Here is a 13,773-nt window from a genome sequence, read left to right as displayed (position 1 = left end):
CGGAGCCAAGAGACAACTTTAGCCGACGACGGCGCACGCGCCAAAACGGGTCACACCGGGCGTGTCCCGAATGCTCGTCTCTCACGAACATCGTCATCGACGATCGTCGCGGAGGCGACGGCACCATGCCCGGCAGCGATCGCAATCTGCTGAGGCCCGGGCGGCACGATATCTCCCGCCGCGTACACGCCGGGTCGAGACGCGCGCCCGCGCTCGTCGACAATGAGCAGACCATCGCCGTCGGCGTCGAGGCCGAGAGGATCGAGGAAACCGAGCCGCACCTCCCAGCGCGGGCGGATGAACCCCGCCCGATACGTCAGCGCCCGACCGTCAGCGAGCACAAGGCCCGTCATGACGCCTCGTTCCCCGGTGATCTCATCAATGGGCGTGCGCTCCAGACGGATTCCGGATGCGGCAAGCTCACGTTCTTCTGCCTCGTCGATGACGGCGGCACCGTTGGTGAGCACCAGAAGGTCGTTCGTCCACTGCAGCGCACGGAACGCCTGCAGCGCGAGGTCCTCGCTCTCGCCGATCAGCACCAGCGGAGCATCCTGTTTCTCCCACCCATCGCACTCGAGGCAGCTGTGCAGGCAGGTTCCGTAGAACGCACGCGCATTGCCGATGTCGGGAAGGATCTCGGCGAGCCCTGTCGCCACGACAATGCGCCGGGCATGGACGTCGCGGTCCGGGTGTCCCTTCACCCCACGGGCGACGACACGGTAGCCGTCGGGCAGAGCCGTGACAGCATCGACAGCGGCAAACTGCACCTCACCGTTCTCGTACGCTGACACGTCCTCACGGCCGAGCCGCCGCAGCTCCAGCGGAGAGATGTTGTCGCGAGTGAGGAACCCGTGTGCGAAGAGCGTCGCCGAGTGCCGCGGCCGGTTGGCGTCGAGCACGAGAACACGCATGCGCGCGCGCACTAGGTTGAGCGCGGCCGAGAGCCCAGCGGGCCCCCCGCCGATGACGACGACATCGAAGTGCTGTGTCATCGCTGCCTCACTCCCCCAGGTGCGCCGCCAGCCGTTCGAGGCGCGCCACCGAGTCGGACTTGCCGAGAATCTCCATCGACTCGAAGAGCGGCGGAGAGACCCGGCGCCCGGAGATCGCGACGCGCAGTGGGCCGTAGGCGACGCGCGGTTTGAGGCCGAGGCCCTCGACAAGCGCGTCGGCGAGTCCCTGCTGCAGTGCTTCTGCCGACCAGTCGTCGGCCGCACGCAGCGTGGAGAGCGCTGCCGCGAGAACCTCGTCGGCGTTTGCCGGAAGAGACTTGAGCGCATCGGCCTGAAATTCGATGGATGCGGCGTCGGTGAAGAGGAAGCCGAGCATCCCGGGAGCATCGGCCAGCAGGCTCATGCGCGTCTGCACGAGCGGGGCCGCCTGGGCGAGGATCGCCTGCTGGTCGTCGGTCAGCGGCTCTGTCAGAATTCCGGCATCGACGAGATAAGGGATGCAGCGCGAGGCAAAGTCTGAGACTTCCAGCATCCTGATGTGGTCACCGTTGATCGACTCGGCCTTCTTGATATCGAAGCGCGCCGGGTTGGGATTCACATCGACGATGTCGAAGCGCTCGACCATCTCGTCAAGCGTGAAGACGTCACGATCGGCGGAATAGCCCCAGCCGAGGAGCGCCAGGTAGTTGTCGAGCCCTTCGGGAATGAAGCCCCGATCACGGTGGTGGAAGAGGTTCGACTCGGGGTTGCGCTTGGAGAGCTTCTTGTTGCCGTCGCCGAGCACGGTGGGCAGGTGCCCGAAGTTCGGCACGAATTCGGTCAGCCCCACGTCGATCAGCGCGCGATACAGGGCGATCTGACGTGGCGTCGACGGCAGGAGGTCCTCCCCGCGCAGCACGTGAGTGACGCCCATCAAAGCGTCGTCGACCGGGTTGACGAAGGTGTAGAGCGGCTTTCCGTTCGGGCGAACGACGACGAAGTCGATGAACGATCCCGCGGGGAATGTGATCTCTCCGCGCACGAGGTCAGTGAATGAGAGGTCTTCGTCCGGCACACGCAGGCGCAGAGCCGGCTGACGACCCTCGGCTCGGAACGCCGCCTTCTGCTCGTCCGTGAGGTCGCGATCGCCGTTGTCGTATCCGTGCTGGGCCGGACGCCCCGCGGCGACATTGCGCGCCTCGATCTCCTCCGCCGTCGAGTAGCTCTCATACAGGTGACCGGATGCTGTCAGCTTCTCGATGACGTCGGCATAGATCTCCGACCGCTGCGACTGACGGTAGGGGCCGTGCGGGCCACCCACGTCGATGCCCTCATCCCAGTCGATGTTCAGCCATCGCAGCCCCTCGAGAATCTGCGCGTAGCTCTCCTCACTGTCGCGTGCGGCGTCGGTGTCTTCGATGCGGAACACGAGCTTTCCGCCCGAGTGCCGCGCATACGCCCAGTTGAACAGGGCCGTGCGGATCAGGCCCACGTGGGGCGTTCCGGTCGGAGAAGGGCAGAACCGCACACGAACATCGCGGCCGGCGGCTGGAGAGAAGGGGTAAGAGGCTGCAGTTGACATCATCTCGATCCTAGTCGAGACGGGCCGAGCCGGATGCTGTCGTCAGCGACGCTCGTACTGGCGCTTGTGCTCGCTCACGCCCGCGAAGCGCACAGCGCCCTGGGTCTCGTCTGCCGTCTCGAAGTCGCCGACCCGGTCGTACGCGATGTGCCGATGCCGGTACTCGTCGTAGGCGACGGGGCGGCGGCTTGCCAGCATCCGCTCGAGTGCGTCGACTCTCACCCGATCCTTGTAGCCGGGAACGAGGACGCCGGAGAAGAATTCGCCGACGGCTCCTGAGCCGTAGCTGAAGAAGCCGACGCGTTCACCGGAGAGATCCGGACCGTTGTCCAGCAGAGAGAGGAACGCGAGATAGATCGATGCGGTGTACGAGTTGCCGATTCGGGTGTTGTATTCGACCGTGTCGGCGAGTCGATCGATATCTCGGGCCTCGCCATCCGGATCTGCAATGCGCGCCAGACGCTGCTGCGCCTTGACGGCCATGCGGGTGAAGGGTTGGTGGTAGCAGACGCGCGCGAAGCTCGAGAACTCAGCTCCGCCCTGAGCCTGGTAGTCGTTCCACGCGCCCTCTAGAGCGTCAAGATAGACCTGCACCGAGTATCGACCGTCGACGAGCGCCGTGCTGCGGTCGTTGGGGCGCCAGAAGTCCCAGACGTCGCCCGTCCACAATCCGGACTCCGGTTCAATCTCGAGAAGTGCCGGGTCCTCAGCGATCAAGAGCGCGACGGCTCCAGAGCCCTGCGTCGCCTCGCCGCTGGAATTGAGCTCGTAGCGCGCCACGTCACTCGCGATCACGAGCACCCGCTCGCTCGGCCTGCGGGCGACGATGCCGAGTGCAAACTGAATAGCCGCCGTCGCCGAATAGCACGCCTCCTTGACCTCGACGGCACGCACTTCAGGGGGAAGCCCGAGAACCCCGTGCAGCGTCACGGCGGCAGCCTTGGACTGGTCGATGCCCGACTCGGTGGCGAAAACGACGGTGCGGATGCCGGTGCTGCCGTGGCGCTCGAGAATCGGCGCCGCCGCGCGCGCGGCCATGGTGACGATGTCTTCGTCCTCGCTCGTCAGGCTCATCTCCGTCTGCCCGATTCCCCGATGATATTTGCCCACGTCGATTCCCTCGTGCTCCGCCAGGTCGGCAAGCGTGAAGACGAGGCCGCCGGTCGCAGCAGAGATGTCGTGGATGCCGATCGTCATCGGGATGTCCTTTCGAACTGGAGATGGGCGGCCATGAGCTCGCCCGGATTCGTCTGAGCCGCCATCAGGGAGAGCTCGCCGCAGAGCACGGTCGCCGCGCAGAGGACGGCGAGTCGGCGAGCGTTCTCGCCCGGTTCGCGTTCCTCGGAGCATCCGAGACGGTCAAGGTTCTCGGTGATCGCATCGATCCCCTTGCCGTTGCCGACCGAGCCGACGATCAGGTTGGGGATGGTGCAGGAGAAGTACAGGTCGTCGCCGCGCTCCTCGGCGTGGGTGAAGCCTTGGGAGCCCTCGACGATGTTGGCGGCGTCCTGCCCCGTCGCGAGATAGAACGCGAGCAGCATGTTGGCGAAGTGGGCGTTGGCAGATCGCAGGCTTCCGGCGACTGCACCTCCCACGAGGTTCTTGCGCACGTTCAGCTGCGCCAAAGCCGAGGCGCTCGTGCGCAGCCGCCGCCGCAGGATCTCTTCGGGGATCACGATCTCGGTGACCACATTCTTGCCGCGACCCAGGATGCCGTTGACGGCCGAGGTCTTCTTGTCTGTGCAGTAGTTTCCCGAGATGGAGCCGTAGCGCAGTGCGCTCTCTCGATCCAGGATGTGCGCCATGAGGGCGTCCGAGGCGAGGGTGACCATGTTGTGTCCCGCGGCATCGCCCGTGGTGAATTCGAACCGCAGGAAGAGCAGATTGCCGACGATCTGGTGGTTGATGTCGATGAGCGTCGCAAACCGGCTCGTTGCGCTGACGACGGCCTGCAGTGCCGGAAGATCCGCTTCGATCCGCCTGGCTGCGGCGAGCGCCGAACCCGCGTCGTCGGCCTCGAAGAGCACGGAACGTGCCATGCGCTCGTCGATGAGCGTCGCACGGATTCCGCCGTCCACCATCGTCGATACGTGCGCGCCGCGGCGGACGGAGGGCCACAGCGTCGTCTCGTACGTGGCGAGCGGCACCTCCTGCTCGCCGTTCATCACGTTTCCACTGATTCGCACGGGGCCGAGCCATCGCAGGGGCACCGGGGCGAACGCTGCTTCCGTCATGACCGCGCCTCACTTTCGTTCTCGCTGCGGCGGGCGAACGCCGTGATGTCGATGTCGCGCGCCTGGCAGTAGTCGCGCACCTCTCCCCCGATCACTGCGTCTGTCTCTGTGAGCCCGGCGACGGTCGTGTGGCCGAGCAGCGCGGTGATCGAGCGGATCTGCTCGAGCCACCGGGTGATCTCCGCGATGAGCGCGTCGATTCCGTCATCGCGCAGCGTCCGCAGAAAACCTCCGGCGACACCGACCGCCGACGCGCCGAGCGCGAGCGCGCGCACCGCGTCGAGCGGCGTTCTGACTCCGCCTGATGCCAGAAGGGACACTCCCGAGGACGCAGCCGCGTGCTGTGCGTCAAGCAGGCCGACGATCGCCGACTGTCCCCAGCCCGAGAGTATACTGAAGTCCGCGCCCGTGCGACGCGCGTTCTCGATGGCTGCAAAGTCGGTTCCGCCGCGTCCGCTGACATCGACGATGCCGACGCCGAGCCCGGCGAGGCGGGACACAGTGCTGCCGCTCATGCCGAATCCCACTTCTTTCACGATCACGGGCACGTCGAGACCGGCGACGATCCGCTCGATCCTCTCCGGCCAGTGCGAGAACGCGCGATCGCCTTCGGGCATCACGATCTCCTGCACTGAGTTGATGTGGATCTGCAGGGCATCAGCACGCAGCATCCCCACGGCCTCACGGGCCTGCTCGACTGTCGCGTTCGCGCTCACGTTGGCGAACACGAGGCCGTCCGGGTTCTCGTCACGGATGACACGGAATCCCTCGCCTGCGCTCGAATCAGAGAACATGCGACTCATCGAGCCGGATGCGACGGGGATGCCCGTCTCGCGCGCGACGATTCCGAGGTCGCGATTGATGAGGGCTGTCGACGCGCTGCCGCCTGTCATGCCGTTGATATACAGCGGAACAGGCCAATCGCGAGCGCCGACGCGCGTCGCCAACGACACGGTGTCGATGTCGACGGCACCGAGTGCGTGGTGAACGAAGCGCACGTCATCGAAGTCGTTGCCCCGGAGACGGCCACGGTTCTGCTCTGTGGCGAGCCGAACGTGGTCGTCTTTACGATCACTGCTCATCGAGGCCTCCTTCGGCCGGGTGAACGGCAAGTGCGAGATGGCGGATGTCGCTGCGCTCCCATTCTCTCAGCAGGCCGGTGAGGTCGGCATCGACGTCGGCGAACACAACACCGCAGTCTCCGCCGCCGGCGCCGGATGACTTCGCTGCAGCCCCAATGGCATCCGCCGAGTCGCTCAGCCGAGACAGCGCCGGCGTCTCGATGCCGACCTGCGCTGCCGCGTCCAGCCGCGACAGCGTGCGGCGTGCCCCGTGGATCGCGCTCTTCACGCCCTCGGCGTCGTCTGCGTCGAGGGCGGCGATGAGTGCTTCGACATAGTGGCGGCTGTGCGCGAGGAAGTCCGAATAGCGAATCTCCTCAGCCCAGCGTCTGTCGCGCAGGTCATCGACGAGGCGCGACGTCGATGCGGGCTCTCCCGTCCAGCCGACAAGGAGCTGAAGGCCGCTCGGCGGAGTCAGCCGGCGCACGGTGAAGCCGTCCCAGTTCTCGCGCAGAGTTCCCGAGACTCCGTGCTCCTCGCGCAGCCGCAGCACCTGCACACGATCGGGGGCCGAGTAGCTGATCCACCCGCCAAAGGTGCTGGCGGCGAGGTCCCCTCCCGAGGCGTGCGGCGAAACGGCGATCGTCGCGAGCATCGCGAGCTTATAGCGTTCACGCCGGGTCAGGCCCAGCTCGTAGAACTGGTTCAACGCACTGACCGTGGCGACGGTGACTGCTGCGCTCGAGCCGAGCCCGAACTTGCGACCGCTGACGTCATCGAGCTCGCTCGACACGGACAGGTCATAGAAGCGCGGGGTGATGTCCCGTTCGGCCACCAGCTGCTCGACAGCCTCGATCGACGAGAGAATGTAGTCGACCGGACGCATGTCGTGATCGAGCACGATGCCGCGGGCGTCCCGGTACCAGACGAGGGGTTGGCGTCCGTACTGATCAGAATGGATGCTTCCCTTACCCACGCTTGGCGTCAGATCGACCCGGACGAACCTATCGACGGCCACGAGAACCGCGGGATTTCCCGCTTCGACGACGGCATATTCGCCAGCGATGAACAGCTTGCCCGGCGCCCTGACGGTGATCATGCGCCCTCCCTCTCGATGATGCGCGCCCCCGGGCCCGCGTGCGCCACGACGTATTCGGCGTCAGCACCGATGGACCGCAAACCCTCGACGATGGCTGCCGAGTCATCCGCACGGCAGAGGATCTTGACGTTGGGGCCGGCGTCGGCCGTCGCGTACGCAGAGAGGCCGTCGGCGCGCAGTTCGGCAACCGCGTCGAAGAGCGCGATGCTCGCCTGGCTGAGGTAGCGGATGGGCGGAACGGCACCGAACATGCTCGCGTGCATCCGCAGGGCGCTCTGCTCAGTGAGCTCACCCAACGTGTCGACATCCCCGTCGGCGACCGCGTCGGACATGCGCTCGAGGAGGCGGGCGCTTGAGTCGACCCAGGCGGGGAAATACGGTGACGATTGAACGGTGCGCTGCATCGCCGCGCGGCTCGAGATGGCCTTGCGTTTTGTGCTCACCACTCCGATGATCATTGCCAGTTCCGGGCCGGACCAGTCAAGCGGCTCCGCGAATGACGTGAGGTCATCGGTGCCGGCGTTCCAGCGTGCGAGCGCCGGGAAGACGGAACGGCATGCGGACCCTGATCCGCGACGAGCGATGCGCGAGAGCATCCGGTCGTCCGCTTCGAGCCCGTAGGCATCGGCCGCAGCTGTCGCCAGGGCGGCGAATGCAGCGGCGGACGATGCCAGTCCGGCTGCCGTCGGCACGGTGTTCGCACTGACCACATGTGCGTACTCGGCGCGACCGCTGAGTGCCCGGACGCGGTCGAGGACCGTGCGGACCCGCGCCGATTCCTCTCCCGAGAGCGCAACACCGTCGAGCATCACAACATCGTCATCGCTGTGCCCCAGACTCACCGACGTCGTCGTGGGAAAGACGTCGAGTGTGAGCGACAGGCTTCCCGTGGCGGGGATGATCAGCTCCTCGTCGCGTTTGCCCCAGTACTTCGCCAGGGCGATGTTCGGGTGTGCGGTCGCGGTGCTCGTGCTCACGCTGCTTCCTCCTCTCCGCCGTTCACGGGCCAGACGCCCCGAGCTCCGGCCTCGGTGAGTGCCCGGGCGAGGGCCGGGACGTCCGCGGGCGTCGGGGCCAGGGCGATCACGCATCCGCCCTGACCGCCTCCTGTCAGTTTGGCACCGAGAGCGCCGCCGGTGTGAGCGGCGTCGACGAGCGTGTCGAGTTCCGGGCTGCTCACGCCAAGGTCGGACAGGATGCTGTGACAGGCGTTCATGCGTGCGCCGAGCGCCGTGGCATCTCCGGTCCGGAGGTCGGTGTGGGCACCCTCCACGAGAGCGGCGATCGCGTCGAACGCGGCGTCTACGCCGCGTTTGTCGGTGGTGCGGAGTGCGCGGACGCTGGCGACGGCGGCCGCCGTGTGCCCCGCGACTCCAGTATCGGCGATGACGAGAGGGGGAAGCCATGTGTCTACGAGGGGGCGGGCGACGCCGCTCTCGAAACGGATGGGTCCAGGCGACATCGTCGCGTGTGCGTCGAGACCGCTCGGGGACCCGTGTGCGATGCGCTCAACGAATTGCACGAGTTCGAAGCGGGCTTCGTACGTCAGGTCGATGCCGTGCAGGCGCGCGACGGCGACCGAAATCGCGCTTGCGACGGCGGCGCTGGAGCCGAGCCCGCGGGCAGCGGGGATGCGCCCGGTCACCGTGACATCAACGCCGTCGTGCGCTACTCCCAGTGCGTCGAGGGTGTGTCGAAGTGCCGCCTCAGCCAGATGCTCTTCTCGAGGCGCTGTGCCGTCGTCGACGGCGGCTATCGAGCCGTGGTGATACGGCGTCGACAGCCTCAGCGGGCCGTCCACGGCACGGGCATGTGCGGTGAGCGTGAGCGACCGGACGGGGAACGCGATCGCCGGTCTGCCATAGACGACGGCGTGCTCTCCGAGCAGGATCGTCTTGGCATGGGCAGATCCGTGCGCCCCACGTTCGGGTTCGTGCATGTGTTCTCTCGTCCTGATCATCTCTCGCCCGTCGGCGTCGACCGGGACGGACCTCGACATTTCACGCGTCGGGCTGGCACGACGCAGAATGGAGGAAACGTTCGGCGAACAGTTTATCTCTCCCCGGCGACGGTGTCGGGCGGTTCAGACTACCGGGTTGCTGAGAGTTCCCAGACCATCGATCTCGACGTCGACGACATCCCCGGTCTCGAGCGGCCCGACCCCGGAGGGGGTTCCTGTAAGAATGACGTCACCGGGAAGCAGAGTGAAGACAGCAGACGCGTGCGCGATGATCGCACCGACGGAATGGATCATGTCGCTCAGCGGCGCGTGCTGTCGGACCTCACCGTTCACTCGAGTCTCGATGCTGCCCGTCGTGGGCACGAACTCCGTGTCGACGAGGGGGCCGAGCGGGCAGAACGTGTCGAATCCTTTGCCCCGCGTCCACTGACCGTCTCGCTGCTGCAGATCGCGCGCAGTGACGTCATTCGCCGCCGTGTAGCCGAAGATGACCGTGCCGGCGTCTTCCGCCGCCACGTTGCGGGCGATCGCGCCGATGATGACCGCGAGTTCTCCCTCGTGCTCCACCCGATCGGAGATCTCCGGAAGGACGATGCGGTCGTTCGGCCCGATCACGGCGGTGTTCGGCTTGAGGAACAGCAGCGGCTCTTCGGGAGCCTCTCCGCCCATTTCCCGAGCGTGATCGTGGTAGTTCTTTCCCACAGCAACGACTTTGGAACGCGGGATCACGGGGGCGAGCAGAGTCGCGTCGCTCAGCGGCACTCGCTCCCCGGTCGGGTTGAAGCCCGTGTACATCGGGTCTCCGTCGAGCACGACGAGAGCGTCGTCATCGACGATCCCGTAGTTGATGGCTCCGTCATGGCTGAATCGGGCAATTTTCACGTGGTGCGTCTCCTCGTCGTCTCAGGCGTCTAGCCGGTAGAGCCAGCCGTGGCGGTCCTCGGCCCGTCCGTGCTGGATGTCTGTGAGCTCTCGGCGCAGAGACATCGTGATCTCCCCGGCGACAGCATCCGGTGCACCGATCGTGAAGTCGCGGCTCTTCACCTGCGAAATCGGTGTGATCACTGCCGCGGTGCCGCAGGCGAAGATCTCGGTGATCTCGCCGGAATCCACGCCTTCACGCCACTCGTCGAGAGTGATGTCTCGCTCTTCGACGTTCAGGCCGCGGTCGCGGGCCAGCTGAATGATGCTGTCTCGGGTGACTCCCTCGAGGATGCTTCCCGAGGTCGCCGGGGTGACGAGCGTGTCGCCTCCGCGCACAAAGAACACGTTCATTCCACCCAGCTCATCGACATGCTGACCGGTCTCGGCGTCGAGGAACAGCACCTGAGAGCAGCCGTTCTGCGCGGCTTCCTCTTGCGGAAGCAGTGACGCCGCATAGTTTCCGCCGCACTTCGCCGCACCGGTGCCGCCGCGGCCTGCGCGCGAGTACTCCGTGGACAGCCAGATCGACACCGGGGTGACACCACCGGAGAAGTAGGGGCCTGCGGGCGACGCGATGACGTAGTAGGCGACGGTCTGTGCCGGTCGGACGCCGAGGAACGTCTCGTTGGCGATCATGAACGGGCGCAGATAGAGGCTGCCGTCGTCGTCTGTGGGCACCCAGTCTCTGTCTACCGAGACGACTTGCTTCAGCGAGGCGAGGAAGTCTTCGACGGGCAGCTCAGGGAGCGCGAGACGCTGGGCCGAGCGCTGCAGACGCTCTGCGTTCTTCTCGGGCCGGAACGTCCAGATCGACCCGTCGGCGTGACGATATGCCTTGAGACCCTCGAAGATCTCCTGCCCGTAATGCAGCACAGCCGAGCCCGGATCGAACTGCAGCGGTCCATACGGCTGCAGGCGAGCGTCGTGCCAGCCGGACTCGATGGTCCAGTCGATCGCAACCATATGATCTGAGAAATGGATGCCGAAGCCGGGGTTCGCCAAGATGGCGTCGCGTTCCTCTGCCGACGCGGGTGACGGATTGAGCGTCCGCACGTAGCTGAGGGTGGGCGAGTCTGAAACCGTGCTCATCAGTTGTCCTCTGGTCGGGAATCGGATGCGAGAGCCTCACCGCTGAGGCGGGCGACGATGGCGTCGCCGATCTCGGTTGTCGTGCGCGGCGCGCCGGTGCGCTGCGCAATGTCGGCCTCGACAGCATCCGTGACGGAGGCCGCCTGCGCGCTCAGGCCGAAGTGTTCCAGCATGAGCGCGACCGAGAGAATTGCTGCCGTCGGGTCGGCCTTCTGCTGGCCGGCGATATCGGGCGCCGAACCGTGCACGGGCTCGAACATGCTCGGGAACGCTCCGTCGGGGTTGATGTTTCCGGATGCTGCCAGCCCGATGCCCCCACTGATGGCGCCCGCGAGATCCGTGAGGATGTCGCCAAAGAGGTTGTCTGTCACGATGACGTCGAAGCGGGACGGATCGGTGACCATGAAGATCGTCGCCGCGTCCACGTGCAGGTAGTCGACGTGTGTCTCGGGGAACTCGCGGGCGACGGCGTCGACCGTGCGCTTCCACAGGGATCCGGCGAAGACCAAGACGTTTGTCTTGTGCACGAGAGTCAGGCGTCCGCGACGCGCCGCGGCTTTTTCGAACGCGTACCGAACGACCCGTTCGACACCGTACGCCGTGTTGACAGAGACTTCATTGGCGATCTCATGCTCGGTGCCCTGTCTGATGCTGCCGCCGTTGCCGACGTACGGCCCTTCCGTGCCTTCGCGAATGACGACGAAATCGACCTCGCCGGCATTGCTCAGCGGGCTGGGGACGCCCGGGTAGACGCGTGTGGGGCGCAGATTGACGTAATGGTCAAGGCTGAAGCGCAGCTTCAGGAGCAGACCGCGCTCGATGTTCGCGTCCGTCAGCCGGGGGTCGCCCGGAGCTCCTCCGACCGCACCCAGCAGAATCGCGTCTGTGGCTGAGATGGCGGCGAGGTCATCGTCGGTGAGAACGTCGCCGGTGGCCAGGTACCGCCCGGCACCGAGCGAGAAGCGCTGCTTTGTCAGAGAGACATCGCTGCCGTCCAGCACCCGATCGAGGACCTTCTCTGCCTCGGCGATGACTTCTGGTCCGATCCCGTCTCCGGGGATGACGGCGAGTGAGAGGGTGCGTGACATGTGGCTCCTGCAACTGTGATGTGTGACTGTGTTAAGCCTACCGCCGTCGCACGTCGCGCACGGCGGACAAGTGTCACCGGTCGAGCCGGTGCATCCACCCGTGACGGTCGGCGATGCGACCGTGCTGGATGCCGGTGAGTTCGGCGCGGAGTTCGCGCGCGACGGGGCCGGTCTTGGCATCCGCCGTCACCCACTCGCGATCCCGATCCGCCAGCCGCGAGATGGGCGTCACGACGGCGGCGGTTCCGGTGGCGAAGATTTCGGTAATCGCCCCCGATGCGATGCCGTCGAGCATCTCATCGAGCTGAAGATCCCGCTCGACGACCTCGCGTCCGCGCTCGCGCGCGATCTGCATGATGCTGTCGCGTGTGATTCCCTCAAGGATGCTGCCCGTGACGGCCGGCGTCAGAAGCGCCCCCTCCTGGGTGACGAAGAACACGTTCATGCTTCCCGCCTCATCGATGCGTCCGGTCGATGGATCCGCGAACAGCACCTGCGAGCAGCCGTGACGCTGCGCCTCGGCCTGAGGCAGAAGCGATGCCGCATAGTTTCCACCGCTTTTCGCTGCCCCCGTGCCGCCTCGCCCCGCGCGCGCGTGCTCGGTGGACAGCCACAGCGAGACGGGGGAAAGCTCGCTCGCGAAGTACGGTCCCGCTGGCGACGCGATCACCTGGTAGGAGGCGCGACGTGCCGCACGGACGCCGACGAACGGCTCGTTGGCGAAGAGAAACGGCCGCAGATAGAGGCTGTGTTCGTCTCCTCCGGGCACCCAATCGGCATCGACGGCGATCAGCTCACGCAGTGACGCCAGGAAGTCGTCTGTGCTCAGCTGTGGGAGCGCGAGACGCCCGGCAGAGCGCTGGAGCCGGGCTGCGTTCCTCTCGGGTCGAAATGCCCACATCGACCCGTCGGAGTGCCGGTACGCCTTGAGTCCTTCGAACACTTCCTGCCCGTAGTGAAAGACCGCGGCGGCTGGCTCGAGCTCGATCGGACCATAGGGCTGGACGCGCGCGCTCTGCCACCCCTCGCCTGCGGTCCAATCGATTATGACCATGTGGTCGGTGAAATGCTGGCCGAAGCCGGGGTCACTGAGGACGCGCTCCCGTACCGCCGGCGGTGTGGGGCGGTCGGTGAGCTGACGGGAGAACGTCAGCGGCGCGGGTGCGGCTGTGAGAGTCATGGCAACCTTTATTGAGGCTGACGCCGAGACACACTGGTTTCTGGCGTGCGGAATGGATGCTGTGGAAGAGCCGGGTGGCGGATGCTCGTGGCCGCGGCTGCGCGAGGCAGCGCACGATTCCGTCCCCCGAAGAGGATGCGCCGATCGGTGCGTCGGGCGATGACGGATGGGCAGACATTGCCCAGGTCGACGGCGGCGTCGGTCACGCCGGATTCGGCCGTAATGCCGTCACACGCGTTGACGGTGACGGCAATGTCGAATTTATCAGGTTCTGCCCCACTCGCAGAACCGCGTTGTAAGGTGAACGCGACGGCATTCGGGAGCGAAAGGAAGACACGATGAGCATCGGAGCAGGGATCTTTCTCCTCGCCATCGGCGCGATTCTCACATTCGCGGTCAACGTGGACGTACAGGTCGTCGATCTCGACATGATCGGCTACATCTTGATGGCGTGCGGGCTCCTCGTCGTGATCATCGGCATCGTGCTCTCGTTCCGCAAGAGGCACACCGTCGTCACCCGGCGTGAGGGGATCGACCGCAGGACGGGTCAGCGGTACGACTCCACGGATCGCGGCGACCGGCTCTAGACACCACAGCGGGCGGCGGGCTCCTCGTGGAGCCCGC

14 protein-coding genes are annotated in these 13,773 nt (G+C 66.1%); 2 read left to right on the top strand and 12 right to left on the bottom strand.

Going from position 1 to position 13,773, the window contains the following annotated elements:
- Nucleotides 1–50: 50 nt before the first annotated feature.
- The 12 genes from OK352_RS13605 to OK352_RS13550 form a co-directional block, all read right to left on the bottom strand.
- The gene (locus OK352_RS13605; protein WP_265142049.1) at nucleotides 51–992 is read right to left on the bottom strand and encodes an NAD(P)/FAD-dependent oxidoreductase; all 942 of its coding nucleotides are present in this window, start codon (nucleotides 990–992) and stop codon (nucleotides 51–53) included.
- Nucleotides 993–999: 7 nt separating this feature from the next.
- The gene (gltX, locus tag OK352_RS13600; protein ID WP_265142048.1) at nucleotides 1,000–2,514 is read right to left on the bottom strand and encodes a glutamate--tRNA ligase; all 1,515 of its coding nucleotides are present in this window, start codon (nucleotides 2,512–2,514) and stop codon (nucleotides 1,000–1,002) included.
- A gap of 42 nt (nucleotides 2,515–2,556) precedes the next feature.
- On the bottom strand, nucleotides 2,557–3,711 hold the full coding sequence (locus OK352_RS13595) for a hydroxymethylglutaryl-CoA synthase (protein WP_265142047.1): 1,155 nt from the start codon (nucleotides 3,709–3,711) through the stop codon (nucleotides 2,557–2,559).
- Nucleotides 3,708–4,748: a hydroxymethylglutaryl-CoA reductase gene (locus OK352_RS13590; RefSeq protein WP_265142046.1), complete on the bottom strand. Its 1,041-nt coding sequence runs from the start codon at nucleotides 4,746–4,748 to the stop codon at nucleotides 3,708–3,710. The genes OK352_RS13595 and OK352_RS13590 overlap by 4 nt, the downstream gene beginning before the upstream one ends.
- Nucleotides 4,745–5,830 (bottom strand): type 2 isopentenyl-diphosphate Delta-isomerase, encoded by a 1,086-nt coding sequence (gene fni, locus OK352_RS13585; protein ID WP_265142045.1) that lies wholly within the window; start codon nucleotides 5,828–5,830, stop codon nucleotides 4,745–4,747. Before fni ends, OK352_RS13590 begins: the two co-directional genes overlap by 4 nt.
- Nucleotides 5,820–6,908, bottom strand: a complete 1,089-nt coding sequence (locus tag OK352_RS13580) for a phosphomevalonate kinase (protein ID WP_265142044.1) — start codon at nucleotides 6,906–6,908, stop codon at nucleotides 5,820–5,822. The genes fni and OK352_RS13580 overlap by 11 nt, the downstream gene beginning before the upstream one ends.
- Nucleotides 6,905–7,885, bottom strand: a complete 981-nt coding sequence (gene mvaD / locus OK352_RS13575) for a diphosphomevalonate decarboxylase (RefSeq protein ID WP_265142043.1) — start codon at nucleotides 7,883–7,885, stop codon at nucleotides 6,905–6,907. Before mvaD ends, OK352_RS13580 begins: the two co-directional genes overlap by 4 nt.
- A complete protein-coding gene (mvk, locus tag OK352_RS13570; protein ID WP_265142042.1) occupies nucleotides 7,882–8,847 on the bottom strand; it encodes a mevalonate kinase in 966 nt (321 codons plus the stop codon). The genes mvaD and mvk overlap by 4 nt, the downstream gene beginning before the upstream one ends.
- A gap of 144 nt (nucleotides 8,848–8,991) precedes the next feature.
- Nucleotides 8,992–9,750 carry a fumarylacetoacetate hydrolase family protein gene (locus OK352_RS13565; RefSeq protein ID WP_265142041.1) on the bottom strand — a complete coding sequence of 253 codons (759 nt, stop codon included), beginning with the start codon at nucleotides 9,748–9,750 and terminating at the stop codon, nucleotides 8,992–8,994.
- A 21-nt stretch (nucleotides 9,751–9,771) separates the two neighbouring features.
- Nucleotides 9,772–10,881: a branched-chain amino acid aminotransferase gene (locus tag OK352_RS13560; RefSeq protein WP_265142040.1), complete on the bottom strand. Its 1,110-nt coding sequence runs from the start codon at nucleotides 10,879–10,881 to the stop codon at nucleotides 9,772–9,774.
- Entirely contained in the window at nucleotides 10,881–11,969 is a 1,089-nt protein-coding gene (locus OK352_RS13555) for a 3-isopropylmalate dehydrogenase (protein ID WP_265142039.1), read from the bottom strand. Before OK352_RS13555 ends, OK352_RS13560 begins: the two co-directional genes overlap by 1 nt.
- A 73-nt stretch (nucleotides 11,970–12,042) precedes the next feature.
- Nucleotides 12,043–13,149: a branched-chain amino acid aminotransferase gene (locus OK352_RS13550; protein ID WP_265142038.1), complete on the bottom strand. Its 1,107-nt coding sequence runs from the start codon at nucleotides 13,147–13,149 to the stop codon at nucleotides 12,043–12,045.
- Nucleotides 13,150–13,205: 56 nt separating this feature from the next.
- Here OK352_RS13550 and OK352_RS13545 point away from each other — a divergent pair, with 56 nt between their 5' ends.
- Both OK352_RS13545 and OK352_RS13540 read left to right on the top strand, forming a co-directional pair.
- Entirely contained in the window at nucleotides 13,206–13,448 is a 243-nt protein-coding gene (locus OK352_RS13545; RefSeq protein ID WP_265142037.1) for a hypothetical protein, read from the top strand.
- Nucleotides 13,449–13,487: 39 nt separating this feature from the next.
- On the top strand, nucleotides 13,488–13,736 hold the full coding sequence (locus OK352_RS13540) for a DUF6458 family protein (protein ID WP_265142036.1): 249 nt from the start codon (nucleotides 13,488–13,490) through the stop codon (nucleotides 13,734–13,736).
- The last annotated feature ends 37 nt before the right edge of the window (nucleotides 13,737–13,773 follow it).

Origin of the sequence: Microbacterium sp. MPKO10, from assembly GCF_026107415.2 — a bacterium.
Taxonomy (GTDB): Bacteria; Actinomycetota; Actinomycetes; order Actinomycetales; family Microbacteriaceae; genus Paramicrobacterium.
The sequence above is the reverse complement of the archived record's forward strand: the minus strand, read 5'-3'. Positions and strand labels throughout refer to the sequence as shown.